The sequence below is a fragment of the Bacillus sp. BC05(2025) genome, from assembly GCF_056725905.1.
Window position 1 is genome coordinate 459,872 of sequence record NZ_JBWYRA010000003.1, and the last position, 22,634, is coordinate 482,505.

The 22,634-nt window shown below is 36.3% G+C and carries 23 protein-coding genes and 1 other annotated feature; all 23 genes read left to right on the forward strand.

Going from position 1 to position 22,634, the window contains the following annotated elements:
• Positions 1-3: 3 nt before the first annotated feature.
• The 23 genes from mraY (at position 4) to pyrR (ending at position 22,493) form a co-directional block, all read left to right on the forward strand.
• Complete coding sequence (gene mraY / locus ACZ76X_RS13195) at positions 4-978, forward strand: phospho-N-acetylmuramoyl-pentapeptide-transferase (RefSeq protein WP_000893058.1); 975 nt, start codon at positions 4-6, stop codon at positions 976-978.
• Positions 979-2,331 (forward strand): UDP-N-acetylmuramoyl-L-alanine--D-glutamate ligase, encoded by a 1,353-nt coding sequence (gene murD, locus ACZ76X_RS13200; protein WP_479850655.1) that lies wholly within the window; start codon positions 979-981, stop codon positions 2,329-2,331.
• A 90-nt stretch (positions 2,332-2,421) separates the two neighbouring features.
• A complete protein-coding gene (gene spoVE, locus ACZ76X_RS13205; protein ID WP_078419030.1) occupies positions 2,422-3,513 on the forward strand; it encodes a stage V sporulation protein E in 1,092 nt (363 codons plus the stop codon).
• A gap of 105 nt (positions 3,514-3,618) precedes the next feature.
• A complete protein-coding gene (gene murG / locus ACZ76X_RS13210; protein WP_098667537.1) occupies positions 3,619-4,713 on the forward strand; it encodes an undecaprenyldiphospho-muramoylpentapeptide beta-N-acetylglucosaminyltransferase in 1,095 nt (364 codons plus the stop codon).
• A gap of 61 nt (positions 4,714-4,774) precedes the next feature.
• A complete protein-coding gene (gene murB / locus ACZ76X_RS13215; protein ID WP_479850656.1) occupies positions 4,775-5,680 on the forward strand; it encodes a UDP-N-acetylmuramate dehydrogenase in 906 nt (301 codons plus the stop codon).
• 98 nt (positions 5,681-5,778) lie between these two features.
• Complete coding sequence (gene divIB, locus ACZ76X_RS13220; RefSeq protein ID WP_000798232.1) at positions 5,779-6,549, forward strand: cell division protein DivIB; 771 nt, start codon at positions 5,779-5,781, stop codon at positions 6,547-6,549.
• Between the two features lie 400 nt (positions 6,550-6,949).
• Positions 6,950-8,257, forward strand: a complete 1,308-nt coding sequence (gene ftsA, locus ACZ76X_RS13225; RefSeq protein WP_001087553.1) for a cell division protein FtsA — start codon at positions 6,950-6,952, stop codon at positions 8,255-8,257.
• Positions 8,258-8,296: 39 nt separating this feature from the next.
• Complete coding sequence (gene ftsZ / locus ACZ76X_RS13230; RefSeq protein WP_306183438.1) at positions 8,297-9,451, forward strand: cell division protein FtsZ; 1,155 nt, start codon at positions 8,297-8,299, stop codon at positions 9,449-9,451.
• 413 nt (positions 9,452-9,864) lie between these two features.
• Positions 9,865-10,782 carry a sigma-E processing peptidase SpoIIGA gene (gene spoIIGA / locus ACZ76X_RS13235; protein ID WP_479850657.1) on the forward strand — a complete coding sequence of 306 codons (918 nt, stop codon included), beginning with the start codon at positions 9,865-9,867 and terminating at the stop codon, positions 10,780-10,782.
• Positions 10,783-10,801: 19 nt separating this feature from the next.
• Positions 10,802-11,521 (forward strand): RNA polymerase sporulation sigma factor SigE, encoded by a 720-nt coding sequence (gene sigE / locus ACZ76X_RS13240; RefSeq protein WP_000976948.1) that lies wholly within the window; start codon positions 10,802-10,804, stop codon positions 11,519-11,521.
• A 157-nt stretch (positions 11,522-11,678) separates the two neighbouring features.
• Complete coding sequence (gene sigG / locus ACZ76X_RS13245) at positions 11,679-12,458, forward strand: RNA polymerase sporulation sigma factor SigG (protein ID WP_000197753.1); 780 nt, start codon at positions 11,679-11,681, stop codon at positions 12,456-12,458.
• 163 nt (positions 12,459-12,621) lie between these two features.
• The gene (locus ACZ76X_RS13250) at positions 12,622-12,906 is read left to right on the forward strand and encodes a YlmC/YmxH family sporulation protein (RefSeq protein ID WP_033682636.1); all 285 of its coding nucleotides are present in this window, start codon (positions 12,622-12,624) and stop codon (positions 12,904-12,906) included.
• A 118-nt stretch (positions 12,907-13,024) separates the two neighbouring features.
• Positions 13,025-13,843 (forward strand): peptidoglycan editing factor PgeF, encoded by an 819-nt coding sequence (pgeF, locus tag ACZ76X_RS13255; protein WP_479850658.1) that lies wholly within the window; start codon positions 13,025-13,027, stop codon positions 13,841-13,843.
• The gene (locus ACZ76X_RS13260) at positions 13,840-14,514 is read left to right on the forward strand and encodes a YggS family pyridoxal phosphate-dependent enzyme (RefSeq protein ID WP_342715534.1); all 675 of its coding nucleotides are present in this window, start codon (positions 13,840-13,842) and stop codon (positions 14,512-14,514) included. The genes pgeF and ACZ76X_RS13260 overlap by 4 nt, the downstream gene beginning before the upstream one ends.
• A gap of 19 nt (positions 14,515-14,533) precedes the next feature.
• A complete protein-coding gene (locus ACZ76X_RS13265) occupies positions 14,534-15,004 on the forward strand; it encodes a cell division protein SepF (protein ID WP_000119138.1) in 471 nt (156 codons plus the stop codon).
• 6 nt (positions 15,005-15,010) lie between these two features.
• Positions 15,011-15,274, forward strand: coding sequence for a YggT family protein (locus ACZ76X_RS13270; RefSeq protein WP_029439626.1), 264 nt, complete (start codon positions 15,011-15,013; stop codon positions 15,272-15,274).
• A 15-nt stretch (positions 15,275-15,289) separates the two neighbouring features.
• Positions 15,290-16,057: a YlmH family RNA-binding protein gene (locus ACZ76X_RS13275; protein WP_479850659.1), complete on the forward strand. Its 768-nt coding sequence runs from the start codon at positions 15,290-15,292 to the stop codon at positions 16,055-16,057.
• Between the two features lie 89 nt (positions 16,058-16,146).
• The gene (gene divIVA, locus ACZ76X_RS13280; RefSeq protein ID WP_001131611.1) at positions 16,147-16,653 is read left to right on the forward strand and encodes a septum site-determining protein DivIVA; all 507 of its coding nucleotides are present in this window, start codon (positions 16,147-16,149) and stop codon (positions 16,651-16,653) included.
• Positions 16,654-16,704: 51 nt separating this feature from the next.
• Positions 16,705-16,929 (forward strand) — a binding site (T-box leader).
• 71 nt (positions 16,930-17,000) lie between these two features.
• Positions 17,001-19,766 (forward strand): isoleucine--tRNA ligase, encoded by a 2,766-nt coding sequence (gene ileS2, locus ACZ76X_RS13285; protein ID WP_479850660.1) that lies wholly within the window; start codon positions 17,001-17,003, stop codon positions 19,764-19,766.
• Between the two features lie 156 nt (positions 19,767-19,922).
• On the forward strand, positions 19,923-20,252 hold the full coding sequence (locus ACZ76X_RS13290) for a TraR/DksA C4-type zinc finger protein (RefSeq protein WP_001004659.1): 330 nt from the start codon (positions 19,923-19,925) through the stop codon (positions 20,250-20,252).
• A 124-nt stretch (positions 20,253-20,376) separates the two neighbouring features.
• Positions 20,377-20,835, forward strand: a complete 459-nt coding sequence (gene lspA / locus ACZ76X_RS13295) for a lipoprotein signal peptidase LspA (protein ID WP_001980603.1) — start codon at positions 20,377-20,379, stop codon at positions 20,833-20,835.
• A gap of 4 nt (positions 20,836-20,839) precedes the next feature.
• Complete coding sequence (locus ACZ76X_RS13300) at positions 20,840-21,748, forward strand: RluA family pseudouridine synthase (RefSeq protein WP_000005838.1); 909 nt, start codon at positions 20,840-20,842, stop codon at positions 21,746-21,748.
• A 202-nt stretch (positions 21,749-21,950) separates the two neighbouring features.
• Positions 21,951-22,493 (forward strand): bifunctional pyrimidine operon transcriptional regulator/uracil phosphoribosyltransferase, encoded by a 543-nt coding sequence (pyrR, locus tag ACZ76X_RS13305; RefSeq protein WP_001156491.1) that lies wholly within the window; start codon positions 21,951-21,953, stop codon positions 22,491-22,493.
• Positions 22,494-22,634 lie beyond the last annotated feature (141 nt).

A 22,634-nucleotide genomic window follows, 5' to 3' on the forward strand; every position in this document is an offset into this window, starting at 1 on the left:
CATGTGCTTGAGCAAGGTTTATTAGTAACGGCTGGGGTAGCATTCTTAATTTCTGTTGCCCTTTCGCCATTGTTTATTCCATTTTTAAGAAAATTAAAGTTCGGACAGAGTATTCGTGATGAGGGACCAAAGTCGCATCAAAAAAAATCAGGGACACCGACAATGGGTGGTATCGTCATATACGTATCTATGATGGTCACTTCACTTATTATGGCGATTAAGTTTAATCATTTAGGTGCAGAGGTTTCATTATTACTATTAGTGACGTTTGGTTACGGATTGATTGGATTTTTAGATGACTACATAAAGGTAGTTAAGAAGAGAAATCTTGGTTTAACATCAAAACAAAAATTAGTAGGTCAGCTTGTTATTGCTATTGCGTTCTTTTTAATTGGAAAAGGGCAAGCGTTCCACACATACATCATGATTCCGGGAACGGATGTTAAGTTTGAATTAGGTTGGGCATATTTTGTACTTGTACTATTTATGCTTATTGGTGGATCAAATGCAGTTAACTTAACTGACGGTTTAGATGGTTTATTATCAGGAACAGCTGCTATTGCATTTGGAGCGTTTAGTATTATTGCTGTAGCGCAAGAGCAATTTGGAGTAGCAATATTCTGTATGGCGGTTGTAGGAGCTGTACTTGGATTTTTAGTATTCAATGCGAATCCAGCGAAAGTGTTTATGGGAGATACAGGTTCTTTAGCTTTAGGTGGAGCCATTGCAGCTGTAGCAATTTTATTAAAACAAGAATTGCTACTTGTAATCATTGGTGGAGTATTCGTAATGGAAACTTTATCTGTTATTATCCAGGTTATTTCATTTAAAACAACAGGAAAACGTGTCTTTAAAATGAGTCCACTACACCATCATTATGAATTATGTGGTTGGTCAGAGTGGCGTGTTGTTGTGACGTTTTGGTCTGTAGGATTTTTATTAGCTGTGTTAGGAATTTATATCGGGGTGTGGATGTAATTGAAAACTGTAACTGAATTTCAAAATAAAAATATTCTTGTATTAGGCATTGCAAAAAGTGGTTATGCAGCAGCTACATTATTACAAAAATTAGGAGCGAACGTTATTGTAAATGACGGAAAGCCTTTAGCAGATAATGTACTTGCTGCAGAATTACAAGCAAAAGGAATGGACGTTGTATGTGGTGGTCATCCTTTAGAATTGTTAGAGAGAAATATTTCTCTTGTAGTAAAAAATCCAGGAATCCCATATTATAATCCAATATTAGTTGCTGCGAAAGAAAAGCAAATTCCGATTGTTACGGAAGTTGAATTAGCATATCGTATTTCAGAAGCGCCATTTGTTGGGATTACGGGATCTAACGGTAAAACGACGACGACAATGCTTACATTTGAAATGCTAAAAGAAGGACAAAAGCATCCTATAATTGCAGGGAACATTGGAACTGTAGCGTGTGAAGTAGCACAGGATGCAAAAGAAAATGAAGTTGTAGTTACAGAGCTTTCATCATTCCAACTGATGGGAGTAGAATTGTTCCAACCTAAAATTGCTGCGTTTTTAAATTTATTTGAGGCCCACTTAGATTATCATGGGACGAAGAAAGAATATGGTTTAGCAAAAGCAAATATTTTTAAGAACCAAACAGAAAATGATTATAGTGTAATAAATGCAGATGATGCAGATGTTATGGCTTTATCTGCTTATAGTAAAGGACAAAAAATACTATTTTCAACAACGAAAGAAATTGAAGATGGCGCGTATATAAAAGATAATGCTCTTTATTTTAAAGGTGAAAAAGTTGTTGAAGTAGGTGATATCGTTTTACCTGGTCAACATAATTTAGAGAATATTTTAGCGGCGATGAGTATCGCAAAATTATTGGGTGTTTCTAATGAAGCGATTACGGCGGTGCTAAAACGTTTTACAGGTGTAAAACATCGTTTAGAGTATGTAACAACTATTAATAATCGTAAGTTTTATAATGACTCAAAAGCAACGAATATGTTAGCGACAGAGAAAGCTTTATCTGCGTTTACACAACCGATTGTGTTATTAGCGGGTGGGCTCGATCGTGGAAATGAATTCGATGATTTAATTCCATATTTCAAAAATGTTAAAGCGATTGTAACATTTGGACAAACAGCTCCAAAATTAGTAAGAGCTGCAGAAAAAGCGGGATTAGATACAATTGAAAGTGTCGATACTTTAGATGAAGCGGTAGTGAAAGCTTATGCTCATTCTACAGATGGCGATGTAATTCTTCTTTCTCCAGCATGTGCAAGCTGGGATCAATTTAAAACATTTGAAGAAAGAGGAGACATTTTTATACAAGCTGTGCATAAACTTATATAGAGTAAATCAAAACATCAGTAGGCTAACACCTACTGATGTTTTGTTACATAGGGCAAAAGTTTCTGCCTAAAGAGGTGGTGTTTATGGGTAATGAAGAAAACGCCTGATTTTATTCTCATCATCGTTACGCTTGCGTTGTTAACAATTGGAATGGTTATGGTGTATAGTGCGAGTGCGGTTTGGGCCTCTTATAAAATGGGGGACTCATTCTTTTTTGCAAAAAGGCAATTGCTATTTGCAGGTCTTGGTGTAGTGGCTATGTTTTTAATTATGAAAATTGATTATTGGGTGTGGCGTACGTACTCAAAAGTGATTTTGCTAGTTTGCTTCATTCTTCTTATTCTCGTTCTTATTCCTGGTGTAGGACTTGTTCGTGGAGGAGCGCGAAGCTGGATTGGAATTGGAGCATTTTCCATTCAACCGTCCGAATTTATGAAGTTTGCGATGATTATTTTCTTAGCGAAATTTTTAGCGGAACGACAAAAATTAATTACCTCTTTTAAACGTGGTTTACTACCAGCTCTAAGTTTTGTATTTCTTGCTTTCGGAATGATTATGTTACAGCCAGATCTTGGTACAGGAACGGTAATGGTTGGGACATGTATCATTATGATATTTATCTCGGGAGCAAGGGTCTTTCACTTTGCAATGTTTGGTTTACTTGGTGTAGCAGGATTTGTAGGGCTAATTGCATCAGCACCGTATCGAATGAAACGTATAACATCATATTTAGACCCGTGGTCAGATCCGCTTGGAAGTGGATTTCAAATTATTCAATCGTTACTCGCAATTGGACCGGGTGGACTATTCGGGCTTGGACTTGGACAAAGTAGACAAAAGTTTCTTTATTTACCTGAACCGCAAACAGACTTTATATTTGCAATCTTATCCGAGGAATTAGGTTTTATTGGTGGTTCATTTGTGTTATTATTATTTAGTCTATTATTATGGCGTGGGATTCGTATAGCTTTAGGAGCGCCAGATTTATATGGTACGTTTTTAGCAGTAGGTATTGTGGCGATGATTGCGATTCAAGTAATGATTAATGTTGGTGTTGTAACAGGGTTGATGCCTGTTACGGGTATTACTTTACCGTTTTTAAGTTATGGTGGATCAAGTTTGACATTAATGTTAATGGCAGTGGGTGTATTATTAAATATAAGTCGCCATTCTCGCTACTAAACCCTGTTTTATAAGACAGGGTTTTTCGTATGTGTGCGAAGAAACAATATGTATATAGAAATAAATACGACTGAAATAAGAAAAAGAGAAGCGGAGGAGTTAGTAGTGCGTGTATTAGTAAGTGGTGGGGGCACTGGAGGTCACATTTATCCGGCTCTTGCTTTAATAAGAGAAATAAAAAAATTAAATCCGGAAGCAAGGTTTTTATATATTGGTACGGAGAATGGATTAGAGAGTACAATCGTGCCAAAAGCAGGTATACCGTTTCAATCTATTGTTATAAGTGGATTTAAGCGTAAAATATCGCTAGATAACGTGAAAACGGTGATGCGTTTCCTAAAAGGTGTACAAGATAGTAAACGATATATTCGTCGTTTTAATCCGGATATTGTAATTGGAACGGGTGGATATGTATGTGGACCTGTTGTATATGCTGCAGCAAAATTAGGTATTCCAACTATTGTACATGAACAAAATAGTGTACCTGGTGTAACGAATAAATTTTTAAGCCGCTATGTTGATAAAGTTGCGGTTTGTTTTGAAGCGGCTGCAGAACATTTTCCACAGTCAAAAGTAGTCATGACAGGAAATCCACGAGCGTCAGAAGTAATGGATCAAAATGGAATGAAAGGAAAACGTTCAGTAGGTTTATCCCTTCCTAAAAAATCCGTGCTTATTTTTGGTGGAAGTCGTGGAGCTAGACCGATTAACGATGCTTTCGTAGAGGCAATTGAACAGTTTGGGAATAAAAGTTACGAAATATTGTATGTAACAGGTGAAGTTCATTACGATAAGGTGATGGAAGCTGTGAAGCAAAAAGGAAATCCGAGTAATGTTATTATCAAACCTTTCATTCACAATATGCCAGAGGTACTTACAGGTGTAGATCTTGTTGTTTCAAGAGCTGGGGCAACAACACTTGCAGAATTAACAGCGTTAGGTAAGCCAAGTGTGTTAATTCCGAGTCCTTACGTAACAAATAACCATCAGGAAAAAAATGCACGTTCTGTTGTCGATAAAGGAGCAGCAAAAATGTTGCTTGAAAAAGATTTAACAGCTGAAACGCTAATTCGTGATATAGATGAGATTTTATTAGATGCACAAACATTACAAAATATGAAGTTAGCTGCTGGGCAATTAGGTATTCCAGATGCAGCAAATAAGCTATATGAAGTAATGAATAAGCTTGTAAACAAATAACGTTAGGTGAACGCCCTGCATACTACTGTAATAAGGATACTTAGTATGGGGGAGATTGTTTATGGAACAATTAGTAAATGAGCTTATAGAAGCAAATGTTGGCCGCGTGTTAGTGGATGAACCGTTAGCACGTTATACGACTATGAAAATAGGTGGGCCAGCTGATATTTTAATTGTGCCAAAGCATATTACCGGTATTGAAAAAACGTTGCAGTTAGTAAAAAAATATAAAACAAAATGGACTGTAATTGGTCGTGGTTCGAACCTTCTTGTATCTGATTTAGGTATAGAAGGTGTCGTTATTCGTTTAGGAGAAGGATTAGACCACTTAGAAGTCGAAAAACATAAGGTAAGAGTTGGTGGTGGGTATCCCCTTATTAAATTATCAACTTTACTTAGTCGTCAAGGGTTAGCCGGTCTGGAGTTTGCAAGCGGTATTCCAGGAAGTGTTGGTGGTGCAGTATACATGAATGCAGGCGCACATAAATCGGATATATCAAACATATTATCAAAAGCTCTTATTTTGTTTGAAGATGGAACAATTGATTGGTTAACGCATGAAGAAATGGAATTTTCCTATCGTACATCTGTATTGCAAACGAAACGTCCTGGTATTGTTTTGGAAGCTGAGTTTCAATTACAGATAGGAGAGCGTGAGGGAATTGTAAGTGTCATGCAAAAGAATAAAGATTATCGCCGTGAAACGCAGCCATGGAATCATCCTTGTGCAGGAAGTGTGTTTCGGAATCCAATTCCATACTTTGCAGGAGATTTAATAGAAAAAGCGGGGCTTCGTGGTTATCAAATAGGTGGAGCTCAAATTTCTGAAATGCATGGGAATTTTATTATTAATACTGGTGGAGCCAGTGCGCAAGATGTATTATCTTTAATTGCATTAGTAAAGCAAACAATCAAGGATAAATTTAGCGTAGAAATGCATACAGAAGTAGAAATCATTGGAAGATAACGGTTATTCGTTCCGCTCATTATCATTTATGTTATAATAAGAAGATAAGAACGGCATGAGGAACATGCCGTTCTTTATGTTACGTAGGGGGATCGTACATGAAAAATAGTAAAGTGATTAAACTACAGGATCGTGTACCAAAGTTAAAAAATCAACAGAAAAAAAACAAGAAAAATGTTAATCATCGGTTGATTTTATACATATCAATTTTATTTTTATTAGTGCTCTTTTTAATTTATTTTCGGTCTCCGCTTAGCAATATAAAAAAGATAAGTGTGTTTGGAAATCATTATATGACAGATGAACAAGTGATGAAGGAATCAGGTGTGACATATGATACAAGTTATTTCCGAGTGACAGCACATAAAGCAGAAGAAAACTTAACGAAGCGAAAAGAAATTAAAGCAGTAAATGTAAAAAAACGTTTTCCAAATAAAATCGATGTTCATATTGAAGAATATTTAACGATTGGTTATATAAACAAAGATGGGAAATTACAACCGTTATTAGAGAACGGGAAAACACTTGATGTACTCCCGAACGGAAAACTGCCTGTTGCAGCGCCGATTTTTGAACCTTTTAAAGAGGAGAAAATGAAGGAGTTAATTGCTGAGCTTGAAAAATTAACACCAACTATTTTAAGGTCTATTTCTGAAATTCGTTATTCACCAACGAATGCCAATGAAGACCACCTTACTTTATATATGAATGAAGGGTATGAAGTGAGCACTACGATTCAAAATTTCGCAAAACGTATGGAAGCTTATCCACTTATCTTAAAAACAATTGAGCCGGGTAAAAAGGTATTAATTGACTTAGAAGTAGGGGCGTATACGAAAGAATTAGGAGCGGAAGAAAAAAAAGAATAGAATGATAGTTTTCACTACGTTATCGTAGAAAAAACGAAACGAATGTTCTGATTGATGCATATGAATTTACAAGAATGGTTTATTTGATGAAAAATATGTAAAAATTCTTAGATTCATACTAGGATTGGTACAAGTTTCACTTTTCTATGAGTACATCTTAGTGTAGACTTATACTTGGCGGTAATCTTTACACTTGAAATAGAATTATTTCAAGATAAGCAGTTATTCACAGTTTACTGCGATATTCTTAAATGAATGTTAAATAAAAATAAGAAAAATATAGGGTTAAAAAAGGGAAACGTATAAAGACGTTGAATATTTTTCTTATAAATAGTAAAGTTGCGATTGTTGTTCCATATATTGAGTTGTATGGTATAAATAAAGAAGGAGGTGCCAAAGAATGAACAGCAATGAAATATATGTTAGTCTTGACATCGGTACATCCAATGTTAAAGTCATCATTGGTGAAATGGTTAATGACAGCTTAAACATTATTGGTGTTGGAAATGTAAAATCAAATGGTTTAAAGAAGGGATCGATAGTTGATATAGACGAGACTGTTCGATCAATTAAAAAAGCAATTGAACAAGCTGAGCGCATGGTGGGAATCCACATTGAGCAAGTTGTAGTAGGTGTCAATGCAAACCAGGTACAGCTACTTCCTTGTCACGGAGTAGTCGCTGTTTCAAATGAAGATCGTGAAATCGGGAATGAAGATGTCTTACGCGTTCTAGATGCAGCACAAGTTGTGTCAATTGCTCCAGAACGTGAGTTTATTGATGTGGTACCTCGACAGTTCATTGTAGACGGTCTTGACGAGATTAACGATCCACGCGGGATGATCGGTGTAAGATTAGAAATGGAAGGTACACTTATAACAGGGTCGAGAACTTTACTACATAACCTACTTCGTTGTGTAGAAAAAGCAGGTCTTGAAATTGTTGATATTTGTCTTCAACCTTTAGCGGCTGCAACAGTTGCTATATCTTCAGATGAAAAAAATAGAGGAGTAGCCCTTGTTGATATGGGGGGAGGATCTACAACTTTATCTATTTTTAAAGATGGAGAGTTACAGGCGACGAGCGTATTGCCATTAGGTGGAGACCATATAACGAAGGATATTGCAATTGGGTTGAAGACGTCAACAGAAAATGCAGATCAAATTAAGTTAAAATATGGACATGCTTTTTATGATACAGCATCTGAAGAAGAGATGTTTACGGTTCCTATTATGGGAAGCGATCAAACAGAACAATATTCTCAATTGGAATTATCGGATATAATAGAGGCTCGTGTAGAAGAAATTTTAATGTTTGTTCAAGATGAAGTGCGTAAGTTAGGAGTAAAACAAGTAGCTTCTGGTTATGTACTAACAGGTGGAATTGCTTCTATGCCAGGTGTTCTTGATCTTGCATATGATATTTTACATGAAAATGTTCGTATAGCAACTCCTGATTATATTGGTGTGCGTGAGCCCCAATATACAAGTGGAGTGGGATTAATTAAACATTCTTATCAAAAAGCTAAATTACGTGGAAAAAATGTGCAGGAGAAGCAAGAGCATTTTGAACCAGTACCAGCACCAGCACCAACGCCGGTACAACAGCAACCTGCAAAACAAAAAACTCGTAATCAAAACAATAATAATCAAAATGATGACCGTATGATGTCAAAAGTAAAACGTGTATTCCGTTATTTATGGGATTAAAATTGGACACGAAAAATGAGGTTCTAGGGGGATTTCGACATGTTAGAGTTTGATACTACTCAAGATCAATTAGCGAATATAAAAGTTATCGGTGTCGGCGGTGGCGGAAACAATGCTGTAAACCGTATGATTGAACACGGTGTACAAGGTGTAGACTTTATCGCTGTGAATACTGATGCACAAGCATTAAATCTATCAAAAGCTGAAACAAAAATGCAAATTGGTGGAAAATTAACACGTGGACTTGGTGCAGGTGCAAACCCTGAAGTAGGGAAAAAAGCTGCAGAAGAAAGTAAAGAACAGATCCAAGAAGCACTTCGTGGTGCTGATATGGTATTCGTAACTGCTGGTATGGGCGGCGGAACTGGAACTGGTGCAGCTCCAGTTGTTGCTCAAGTTGCAAAAGAATTAGGTGCATTAACAGTTGGTGTTGTAACACGTCCGTTTACATTTGAAGGACGTAAGCGTGCAACACAAGCGGCATCTGGTATTGCTGCATTTAAAGAAAATGTAGATACACTTATTGTAATTCCAAACGATCGCTTATTAGAAATTGTTGATAAAAACACGCCGATGTTAGAAGCATTCCGTGAAGCAGATAACGTATTACGTCAAGGTGTACAAGGTATTTCTGATTTAATTGCAACACCAGGTTTAATTAACTTAGACTTCGCAGACGTAAAGACAATTATGTCTAATAGAGGTTCTGCTTTAATGGGTATTGGTTCTGGTAATGGAGAAAATCGTGCTGCTGAAGCTGCGAAAAAAGCGATTTCTAGTCCATTATTAGAAACATCTATTGATGGAGCTCAAGGTGTTATCATGAACATTACGGGTGGAGCTAACTTAAGCTTATATGAAGTACAAGAAGCGGCAGACATTGTAGCTTCAGCTTCAGATCCAGAAGTAAATATGATCTTCGGTTCGGTTATTAATGAGGGACTAAAAGATGATATTGTTGTAACTGTAATTGCAACTGGTTTTGATGATACAATTGCAACTCAACCACCAAAGCCAATTATTCGTCCGAATGCGAATCACACGCAACAACAGCAACAGCCAGTAGCTCAACCTCCAAAACAACGTGAAGTAAAACGTGAAATGAAGCGTGAAGAGCCGGTTGTACATGAGCGTCATTCCGATTCAGATGATATCGATATTCCAGCATTTTTACGTAATCGTCGTAGACGATAAAAGAAGAAGGAGCTTTCATGCTCCTTTTTTGTTTTATCCCGCATTAACGGACAGTAAGACCCCCACCTCAAAATTCAGCGGAAGCAAAGAAGTTAGGTGGGGGGGCGGGCTGCCCGTAAAAGCCCGATTGGTGAGGGCTAATAATCAGTGGGGGATGAACAAAACCCCCACTGATTAAAGTTTCACTTTATATAGGGAAAAGATCTGCTAAGCAGGTCTTTTTTTATTTTATATATTTCAATTAATATGTAAGCAAAAAAGTATAGTATTCTATGAAACATATACTTTTATTTTTTACCGACAGATTATGTCTAGAAAGCACAAAATAACAAAAAAACACCTCCGCAAATTGACACACTTTCCTATTGGATATGCATTATACTAGTCTCAACTTAAAAAAAGAGGTGAATTGTTTGGTTGTTTACGCCGACGTTGTTTGGTTGTTAAACGCCTGCATTGATTTTCTTTTACTTTTATTAACAGCCACCGTGTTAAAAAAGAAGATCAAAAGATGGAGGCTTGTGTTAGGGGCATTTATAGGTTCAACCATTGTTATTTTTGCCTTTACTCCTTTTGCTTCTATGATGACACATCCAATTATGAAACTACTGTACTCGTTACTTATTGTGTATACAGCATTTGGGTTTACAACGTTTAGAAATTATACACAAACTGTTTTTACTTTTTACTTTGTTACCTTTATGGTTGGCGGAGGGTTAATGGGCACTCATTTCTTTTTGCAAACGAATGAAATGGTAAATGGGTTGGTTCAATCTCAATCAATTTCTTATGGTGACCCCATTAGCTGGTTATTTGTTATTTTTGGTTTTCCAGTAATTTATTATTTTTCTAAAAAGCGTATTGAAAGCGTAGAGGTTACAAAAATACACTATGATCAAATTGTGAAATTAAAAGTTCAATTAGCTGAAGAGGAGTTGGAACTCGCAGGTTTAATTGATAGTGGGAACCAACTTTACGACCCGTTGACGAAAACACCTGTTATGATTATGCATATTTCATCATTAGAACATTGTTTGCCAGCTTGGTTAACAGAACAAATTTATTCCAAAACAGAGATTCCTCAAATACCAGAAAATGATTCTGGATGGGCGACAAAATTACGCTTAATTCCTTTCCGAGCAGTGGGAGTAGAGAGTCAATTTTTATGGGCAATTAAGCCAGACAGTGTACAAATTTATCATGAAGGAAGTTCTATCGTCGTGAACAAAGTATTGATTGGATTAAATACACAACAGTTGTCAACCAATGGAGAGTATCAATGTATTGTGCATCCGAAAATGTTGATTTCACAAAAAATGGTGATTGCTTAATAATGGGAGGCGGGATAATATGATGAAATTAAAATTTTATTTAGTATACCTTTGGTATAAAGTATTGCTGAAATTAGGAATTAAGACCGATGAAATTTATTACATTGGTGGAAGTGAAGCGTTACCACCGCCGTTAACGAAAGAAGAAGAGGAAGTTCTTTTAAATAAATTACCAAAAGGAGATCAGGCGGCAAGATCGTTACTGATTGAACGCAACTTACGGCTAGTCGTATATATAGCAAGAAAATTTGAAAATACAGGGATAAATATTGAAGATTTGATTAGTATTGGAACAATCGGTCTTATTAAAGCGGTGAATACATTTAATCCAGAAAAGAAAATAAAATTAGCAACATATGCCTCACGTTGTATCGAAAATGAAATTTTAATGCATTTACGCCGGAATAATAAAAATCGTTCAGAAGTTTCTTTTGATGAACCGCTTAACATCGATTGGGATGGGAATGAACTTTTATTATCAGATGTATTAGGTACAGACGATGATATTATTACAAAAGATTTAGAAGCGACTGTGGATCGTCATCTTCTAATGAAAGCATTACATCAATTAAATGATCGTGAAAAACAAATTATGGAACTTCGATTTGGGCTTGCTGGAGGAGAGGAAAAGACACAAAAAGATGTGGCGGATATGCTTGGGATTTCACAGTCATACATTTCGCGTTTAGAAAAAAGAATCATAAAAAGATTGCGAAAAGAATTTAATAAAATGGTGTAAAGAATAAGACCAGCCGTTATCTAGGCTGGTCTTATTCTATTTAGTTGTATGAGGAAAGACAATTAAAATGAAAAATGAAGAGAAAACCGCATGCATAAAATCCCCTTCAAAGGAAATACTTTACACTGTACAGCAACTCCCGATAGGAGGGAACACTTTGACGAGAAACAAAGTAGAAATTTGCGGTGTTGATACAGCTAAACTTCCCGTACTAAAAAATGATGAAATGCGTAAATTATTTCGTGAAATGCAAAGTGGAGAGATAAGCGCAAGAGAGAAATTAGTGAATGGAAACTTACGTCTTGTACTGAGCGTCATCCAAAGATTTAATAACAGAGGAGAATATGTTGACGATTTATTTCAAGTTGGTTGTATCGGACTTATGAAATCCATTGATAACTTTGATTTAGGCCAAAATGTAAAATTTTCAACGTATGCTGTACCGATGATTATTGGGGAAATACGCAGATATTTGCGTGATAACAATCCGATTCGCGTATCTCGCTCCTTACGAGATATTGCGTATAAAGCGTTACAAGTAAGGGAAAAGTTGATTGCAGAAAATTCCAAAGAACCAACAGCGATGGATATTGCAAAAGTGCTTGAAGTAACTCATGAAGAAATTGTTTTTGCTTTAGATGCGATTCAAGATCCAGTTTCATTATTTGAGCCGATTTATAACGATGGGGGAGATCCTATTTTTGTTATGGACCAGTTAAGTGATGAAAAACAAAAGGACGAGCAGTGGGTTGAAGAGTTAGCACTAAAAGAAGGAATGAAGCGTTTAAATGATCGTGAGAAAATGATTATTCGAAAACGTTTCTTCCAAGGAAAAACACAAATGGAAGTTGCAGAAGAAATTGGGATTTCTCAAGCGCAAGTGTCACGTTTAGAGAAATCAGCTATTAAACAAATGAATAAGACGATTCAAGGATAAGGTTTCACCATTTATGGTGAAACCTTTTTATATGTAACATAGTTTGTTTTGGCTCATAGTAGGGGAGAGATGTTCATATATTGAAAATAATATGTGGTTAGTAGAGGGTACTTCCTGTTCATTTGAGAAACAGTTTTTCAATTCGTCATATATAAGGGAGAGGATGAAAGTGATAAGAATTTCGGAATTGCAGATGAAAGATATAATAAATGTTTCAGATGGAAAAAGGCTTGGGAATATTGGAGATATTGAAATTGATATGAACACAGGGAAAATCGAATCTATAATTATTTCCAAACAGGCACGTATGTTAGGTATTTTTGGGAAAGATGTAGAAATTGTAATTCCTTGGAAGGAAATTGTGAAAATTGGGGAGGATGTCATACTTGTTAGAGTAAATACTGTTAATTCTGTAACAGAAACAATACAAACACCGACAATTTCATAAAGAATATTACAAATTCCTCTTTTTTTTCTGTTGGCATTATGAAAAAATAAAAGTATGGTAAAATAGACAGGAAGTACCATGCTTTTTTATGTTATTTTAATTAAAAGGAGCCGCTGTTATGATAGAACCATTTAAATATGTGGACGGTATACTGTATTTACAAGCGTGGAAAGAACTTGGAAACATTACTGCTGGATTTACGACAAAAGATGGTGGGGTAAGTACGGGCTCCTTTCATGCGATGAATTTAGGATTACATGTGAATGATATCGTGGAGAACGTTCATGAAAATAGACGCATTTTAGCAAATAAGTTACAGAAGCCATTAGAAAACTGGATTTGCTCTGAACAAGTTCATGATCATCATGTTGAAAAAGTAGGACAACAGGAAAAAGGAAGTGGCGTCTATTCATATGAAGACGGCATTTCAAAAACAGATGGCATTTATACGACTAATAATGATGTTCTTTTAACATCTTGTTACGCGGATTGTGTTCCACTCTATTTTTATGCGCCATCACATGGTATGATAGGACTTGCGCATGCTGGATGGAAAGGGACTGTAAAAGAAATTGCAAAGGAAATGATTCAAAAATGGAATGCAGAAGGCATTTCGAGTGATGAAATTCATGTTGCAATCGGACCAGCAATTGGATCTTGTTGTTACGTTGTTGATGATCGAGTATTAACAGCAGCAAAGCAAGTAGTAAACGGTTCTGTCCCTTATAAAAAAATTTCTGATGGGCAGTACGCAATTAATTTAAAAGAAATTAATCGTATATTATGTGTACAAGCAGGCATAAAAGAAGAGAATATTGTAATGTCATCTCTTTGTACAAGCTGTGAAGAGCAACTATTTTTCTCGCATCGCCGTGATCAAGGTAAGACAGGGAGAATGTTGAGTTTCATAGGTTTTAAGGAGGAAGAAAGCAAGTGACAGTACAAAAAAATTTAACAACTGTAAACGAAGCAATTAAACAATCTTGTGCACGAGCAGGACGTTCTTTGCAAGATATTAAACTCGTTGCGGTTACAAAAACGGTAGGAATTGAAAAAACAAACGAAGTAATTGAAGCTGGAATTATCGATTTAGGTGAAAATAGAAATGAAGGTTTCTTACAGAAGTACGAACATTTCGGTTCAAAAGTGAATTGGCATTTTATTGGGTCATTACAAACGAGAAAAGTAAAAGAAATCATTAATGAAATTGATTACTTACATTCGTTAGATCGTCTTTCACTTGCAAAAGAAATTCAAAAACGTGCGAATAAGAAAGTGAAATGTTTTATTCAAGTGAAAACATCATCTGAAGAATCAAAGCAAGGGTTGGCAATAGAAGAAACCGTTCCTTTTATTCAAAGTTTGCAAGAATTGGATAAGATTGAAGTGGTAGGACTAATGACAATGGCTCCGTTTACAGAAGAAGAGGAAGAAATCAGACGCTGTTTTAAGGAGTTACGTATGCTACAAACAGAGGTGCAGGAGCTAGAATTATTACATGCGCCATGTAAAGAATTATCAATGGGAATGTCTAATGATTACACGATTGCAATTGAAGAAGGTGCTACATATATTCGTTTGGGGACGATTTTAGTAGGAAAAGCGTAAAAGGAAGGAGAATCTTATTATGAGTTGGTCAAAAGTAAAATACTTCTTTTTTGATACACCTGAAGAAAAAGAAGCAGCTCAATATAGTTATGAAAAGGAGCAAACAGACATGAAGAAGCAGCAAGATCCGCCAGAACAACAAGATGTTACGTTTCCAAAAGCGCAAACGAAACAAAATGTTGTGAGCATTGAAACAGCAAAGCAATCTTCAAAAGTTGTTTTATTAGAACCACGCACATATTCGGAAGCGCAAGGGATTGCGGACCATTTAAAAGGTAGACGAGCTGTTGTGATTAATTTACAACGAATGTCTACGGATCAGGCTGTACGTATCGTTGACTTTTTAAGTGGTACTGTATACGCTATAGGCGGGGACATTCAAAAAATAGGACCGAAAACATTTATGTGTACGCCTGAAAATGTAGATATTGTTGGTGCAATTTCAGAGTTATTCGGTGAAGAAGAAGACACAAATATAAAGAGGTGGTAATACGCCATGGATACAGTTTTAAGGATTTTAGTTACTGCTATCGAGATATACTCGTGGGCACTTATTATTTACATTCTCCTATCATGGTTCCCAGGTGCAAAGGAATCAACCTTCGGAGACTTTCTTGCCCGTATTTGTGAACCGTATTTAGAACCATTTCGCAGATTTATTCCACCGCTTGGTATGATTGACATCTCACCACTCGTTGCGATTTTTGCGTTGAGACTTGCTACAAGTGGTTTAGTAACTTTATTCGGCTATTTCTTATAGTAAGAGGTTATGTGAATGAGCATCTATGAGCATTTCAGACCCGATGAAGAGGTCTTTGTGGATAAGGTGTTAGAGTGGAAGCGGGCGGCGGAGTACCATCAGGTGAAGTTAACAGACTTTCTTGATCCAAGACAACAACAAATTGTCACTATGGTAATAGGACAAGGGGATGTTGCTGTACAATTTGAAGGTGCAACGCCTCATGCAGAACGCAAAAGAGCACTCATTTATCCGGACTATCTAGTAGTAAATGAAGAGGAATTTCAAGTAGAAGTATTGGAAATTGACTATCCTTCCAAGTTTTATACGCTAGAACATAGGCAAATATTAGGTACATTCATGTCTCTCGGTTTAACGAGAGAAAAATGTGGTGATATTTTGCTTCAAGAAGATCGTGCCCAAATTGTAGTCGCAAAAGAAGTTGTATCTTATATTGAGATGAACTTACAATCTATAGGAAAAGTGAAAGTCTCCTTATCACCAGTGGAAGGGGAAAAAATTCTACAGATACAAGAAACGTGGGGAGAGAAATCTGGAACGGTTTCTTCACTTCGTTTAGATGTTATGTTAGCTGAAATGTTACATATATCTAGGCAAAAAGTACAACCTTTCATAAAAAATGGACTAGTAAAAGTGAATTGGAAAACTGTGGAGCAAACCTCATACGAATGTTATCCAGGAGATGTTTTTTCAGTGAGAGGGTATGGACGAAGTAAATTGTTTTCTGTAGAAGGTAGAACAAAGCGCGACAAATGGAGAATTTTGTATGGTATACTAAAATGATTGGTTTTTTAGAAGGAAATCCTCCTATTTTGTCGAAGAAAAGATATAATTGAAAGAGGAAATTTAGATAACTACTTGGAGGTGGCGTTGTGCCGTTAACACCATTAGATATTCATAACAAAGAATTTGGTCGCGGATTCCGTGGCTATGATGAAGATCAAGTAAATGAGTTTCTTGATCAAATTATCAAAGATTATGAATTAGTCATTCGTGAGAAAAAAGCTTTAGAAGAAAAAGTTGCGCAATTAGAAGGGAAGTTAGATCATTTCTCTAATATTGAAGATACGTTAAACAAATCTATCGTTGTTGCACAAGAAGCAGCAGAAGAAGTAAAACGTAATGCGCAAAAAGAAGCAAAATTAATCGTACGTGAAGCTGAAAAGAATGCAGACCGTATTATTAACGAAGCGTTAGTAAAATCAAGAAAAGTTGCTTTTGATATTGAAGAGCTTAAGAAACAAGCGAAAGTATTCCGCACTCGTTTCCGTATGTTACTAGAAACGCAGCTTGAAATGTTAAACAACGATGATTGGGATAAACTAATTGAGTTAGAAGACGAAGTAGACGAGCTGTTGAAAAAAGAAGAAACAGTGTAAGCTTGACGTTTTTCTCATTATTACATATAATTTTAAACAACATATTTATTAAGAAAAACGAAGATAGGGATAAGTACCTTTTTCATACCTTATATAGCGAACTGAGGATGGTGTAAGCTCAGGATAAGGAGATAATGGGAATATCACCCTGGAGTTCCTCGCTGAACAAATAGAGTAAGCGTAGGCGTATATTCGCGTTAAGAATATAAAGAGGATTGTATACATATGTATAGGATCTACTAGGGTGGTACCGCGGGAGACTTTCTCGTCCCTTTTTGGGATGAGAAGGTCTCTTTTTTATTCCGTTTTTTAAGTATTTCTTTTATACATGTAAGGAGGAATTGAGCATGGAGTACAAAAATACATTACTAATGCCAAAAACAGAGTTCCCAATGCGTGGGAATTTACCAAAACGTGAGCCTGCAATGCAAGAACAGTGGGCTGAAATGAATATTTATGAAAAGGTACAAGAACATACGAAAGGTCGTCCTTTATTCGTACTGCATGATGGACCTCCATATGCGAATGGTGACATTCATATGGGACATGCGTTAAATAAAGTATTAAAAGACTTTATCGTTCGTTATAAATCAATGACTGGTTACTGTGCACCATATGTGCCAGGTTGGGATACGCACGGTTTACCAATTGAGCAAGCTTTAACAAATAAAGGTGTAAAGCGTAAAGAAATGACAGTTGCTGAGTTCCGTAAGTTATGTGCAGAGTATGCATATGAACAAGTAGAACGTCAACGTGAGCAATTTAAGCGTTTAGGTGTACGTGCTGATTGGGATAACCCATATATTACTTTAGAGCCAGCTTATGAAGCACAACAAATTAAAGTGTTTGGTGATATGGCGAAAAAAGGTTATATCTATAAAGGACAAAAACCAGTTTACTGGTCTCCAACGAGTGAATCAGCTTTAGCAGAAGCTGAAATTGAATACCAAGATAAAAAATCAGCATCTATTTACGTAGCATTCCCTGTAAAAGACGGAAAGAACGTATTAGAAGGTGATGAGAAATACATTATCTGGACAACAACACCTTGGACATTACCTGCAAACTTAGGTATTTCTGTTCACCCAGAACTTGAATACGCTATTGTAAAAGTAAATGATGAAAAATATATTATTGCTTCTGAACTATTTGAGACAGTTGCAAAAACGTTAGAGTGGGAAAATGCTGAAGTTGTAAAAACGGTAAAAGGTAGCGAACTTGAGTATACAGTTGCAAAACATCCATTCTACGATCGTGATTCATTAGTTATGCTAGGTGATCACGTAACAACAGATGCAGGTACAGGTTGTGTTCATACAGCACCAGGACACGGGGAAGATGACTTCGTTGTTGGTAAAAAGTATGGATTAGAAGTACTTTGCCCAGTTGATGATAAAGGTGTATTAACAAATGAAGCACCTGGATTTGAAGGCTTATTCTATGATAAAGCTAACAAGCCAATTACAGAAAAATTAGAAGAAGTAGGCGCATTACTGAAACTAACATTCATTACGCATTCATATCCACATGATTGGAGAACGAAAAAACCAATTATTTTCCGTGCAACAGCACAGTGGTTTGCATCTATTGAAGCATTCCGTAAAGAGTTATTAGAAGCTGTTGCGGAAACAAAATGGGTACCAGCATGGGGCGAAACTCGTCTTCATAACATGGTTCGTGACCGTGGTGACTGGTGTATTTCTCGTCAGCGTGCATGGGGTGTGCCAATTCCTGTATTCTATGCAGAGAATGGTGATCCAATTATTACGGATGAAACAATTAACCATGTAGCAGATTTATTCCGTGAACACGGTTCTAACGTATGGTTTGAGCGTGAAGCGAAAGATCTATTACCAGAAGGATTTACACATCCAGGTAGCCCAAATGGTGAATTCCGTAAAGAAACAGACATCATGGATGTATGGTTCGACTCAGGTTCTTCTCACCAAGCGGTATTAGAAGAGCGCGATGACTTACAACGCCCAGCTGATTTATATTTAGAAGGATCTGACCAATATCGTGGTTGGTTTAACTCTTCATTATCAACAGCAGTTGCTGTAACAGGTAAAGCTCCATATAAAGGCGTACTAAGCCACGGTTTCGTATTAGATGGTGAAGGACGTAAAATGAGTAAGTCGATTGGAAACATCGTCGTACCGAAGAAAATTATGGATCAATTAGGTGGAGACATTTTACGTTTATGGGTATCTTCTGTTGACTATCAATCTGACGTACGTATTTCAGATGATATTTTAAAACAAGTAGCAGAAGTGTATCGTAAAATCCGTAACACATTCCGTTTCTTATTAGGAAACTTAGACGACTTTAAGCCGAGTGAAAATACAGTAGCTGTAGCTGAACTTCGTGAAGTGGATCGTTACATGTTAGTGAAATTAAATGACTTAATTACAAAAGTAAAAGAAGCATATGAGACATACGACTTCGCTGCTGTATATCATGCAATTCATAACTTCTGTACAATTGATTTAAGTTCATTCTATTTAGACTTTGCAAAAGACATTTTATACATTGAAGGTGCAAACCATGAAGATCGTCGTGCAATTCAAACTGTATTATATGATGTTCTTGTTGCATTGACGAAACTTGTAACACCAATCTTACCGCATACAGCTGATGAAGTATGGCCATACATTCCAGGTGTAACAGAAGAAAGTGTACAATTAACTGATATGCCAGAAGCTGTACAATTAGATGACGCAGAAGCATTAAAAACAAAATGGGATGCATTTATGACATTGCGTGATGACGTATTAAAAGCGTTAGAAGTAGCTCGTAATGAAAAAGTAATTGGTAAGTCATTAAATGCAAGCATTACGCTATATCCAACTGCGGAAATGAAAGCTATGTTAGAGTCTATTAACGAAGACTTAAAACAATTATTCATCGTTTCTGAGTACAAACTTGGTGGCATGATGGAAGAAGCGCCAGCAGATGCACCGAAGTATGAGCATACAGCGGTTGTTGTTGCTCAAGCGACTGGTGAAACATGTGAACGTTGTTGGGTAGTTTCAGAAACAATTGGTAAAGATGCTGAACATGAAACATTATGTGAGCGTTGTGCAACAGTTGTTAAAGAAAACTATGTAAAATAATAAAAAACTGACTGTGCGTAAGTGCAGTCAGTTTTTTTATTGACGATATATTGAAATAACTTTCACTCTCTTTCCTATGAAGGAAAAATGTGTGTGAGGTAAGCATAGAAATTTCGGACACACTAATCGTACATTGCAGCTGGGAGGAATGTACACGTGAATGAAATGTATATGGAAATTAAAGAAGAATTACAATTGATGCGAAAAGAGTTACAAGAGAGGCTCGCTAAAGAGGTCATGCACAAATATGATACAGAGTTTAGCGAAGAGCTTGGATATGAAATTAAGGAAGAGATAAAGAAAAAACTGTTATTACATGATATAAAAGAGGATTTAAAAGATGTAGAACGTGCATTATTCAAAATGGAAATAGATATGTATGGTATTTGTGAAGAAACAGGGAGAGTAATTTCGGTAAAACAAATGAAGACGATGCCGACTGCCCGTACCATTCATGAATTTTTCTATGAAAAAGTAAATGTATGAATGTACACAACGATATTATATTACCTTTTTTTAATTTATTTTATTCTTCTATAAAGGTTCATTGTGAAAAGGTTGCAGCTATGCTAAAATTTTGAGGTACACTGTCTTTGTGGGGGAAATGAAAATGATATATTATGTAATAGCGTTATTTGTCATTGCCATCGATCAAATATCGAAATGGCTAATTGTAAAGAACATGGAATTGGGTACGAGCATTCCGATTATCGATAATGTATTATACATAACATCACATCGAAATAGAGGGGCTGCCTGGGGCATTTTAGAAAATAAAATGTGGTTTTTCTACATTATTACAGTTGTCTTTGTAGTATTTATTGTAATGTATATGAAAAAGTACGCAAAAACAGACAAGCTTCTAGGAATTTCATTAGGTCTAATTTTAGGCGGAGCAATTGGTAACTTTATTGATCGTGTATTTAGACAAGAAGTAGTGGATTTCATTCACGTGTATATTTTCTCGTACAACTATCCAGTATTCAATATAGCTGATTCAGCATTATGTATTGGTGTTGTATTAATTATTATTCAAACATTATTAGAAGGCAAGAAAACGAAGGAGTAATTGAATGAGCGAAGTAGTACAAGTAACAGTTGCAGAAGAACAAAAAAATGAGCGAATTGATAAATTCGTTGCAGGAATAAATAATGAATGGTCACGTACACAAGTACAGCAATGGATTAAAGATGACGTTGTGACAGTTAATGGGAAAGCGGTAAAAGGGAATTATAAAGTTAGGGAAAATGATGAAATTACAGTGACGATTCCTGAGCCAGAAGAGTTAGATATTCAACCAGAAGATATGAACTTAGAAATTTATTATGAAGATGCAGATGTACTTGTTGTTAATAAGCCGCGTGGTATGGTTGTACATCCAGCACCAGGTCATACAAGTGGTACGCTTGTGAACGGTCTTATGCACCATTGTACAGACTTATCAGGCATTAATGGTGTGATGCGTCCGGGTATCGTACATCGTATTGATAAAGATACGTCTGGTCTATTAATGGTTGCTAAAAATGATATGGCACACGAATCACTTGTAAATCAACTTGTAGCAAAAACAGTAACAAGACGTTACAAAGCGATTGTACACGGTGTTATTCCACACGATAAGGGAACGATTGATGCTCCGATTGCTCGTGATAAGAAAGAACGTCAAAGTATGACGGTTGATGAAAATGGTAAGCATGCTGTTACGCATTTCCAAGTGTTAGAGCGATTCAAAGATTTCACACTTGTAGAATGTCGCTTAGAAACGGGACGTACACACCAAATTCGTGTTCATATGAAGTATATTGGCTATCCACTTGCAGGAGATCCAAAGTATGGACCGAAGAAAACATTAGATATGAATGGTCAAGCACTTCACGCAGGTATTTTAGGATTTGACCATCCTCGCACTGGTGAATATATTCAGTTTGAGGCACCGATTCCAGAAGTGTTTGAAGACGCATTAAATATTTTACGAAAATAGTATTGACAAATCATAAGAAAACTGAGATACTGACAACAGTTAAATAATGATCCTTTAACACAGCCCCGTGAGGTTGAGAAGGTAACGGTTTGAAATACATAGGGTATGCTGTACCCTTTTTCAAAAGTCCTCTCGCACACGCTGAGAGGACTTTTTTTATACCATTACTCTCACGCAAGAAAAAAGCTTGGAGGTGTAGAGCATGCAAGAGAAAGCTGTCGTTTTAGATGACCAAATGATTCGCCGCGCTTTAACACGAATTAGTCATGAAATCGTGGAACGAAATAAAGGTGTCGATAATTGTGTTCTTGTCGGAATTAAAACTCGTGGAATTTTTATTGCACAACGTTTGGCAGAACGAATTGGTCAAATTGAAGGAAAAGAAATGGAAGTTGGAGAGTTAGACATTACGTTATATCGTGATGATTTAACACTACAATCAAAAAATAAAGAACCACTTGTAAAAGGTTCTGATATCCCTGTAGATATTACGAAGAAAAAAGTTATCCTTGTGGATGATGTATTATATACAGGCAGAACAGTTCGAGCAGCAATGGATGCTCTTATGGATTTAGGTAGACCATCCCAAATCCAACTGGCGGTTCTTGTTGATAGAGGTCATCGTGAACTACCAATTCGCGCTGATTATGTAGGAAAGAACATCCCAACATCAAGTGAAGAGCGTATTGAAGTTGATTTGCAAGAGACAGATCAACAAGATCGAGTAAGCATATACGATAAGTAAAGCCCTTTTAAATGTAGTCCTGTGAGGCTGACAAAGGGTCTTGGCTTTCATATGTCAAATTTGGCATACGAAAGTGTAGGACTCTTTGTGCACAGGCACAAAGAGTTTTTTTATTGCAAAGATTTAAACTGAAGGAGGATG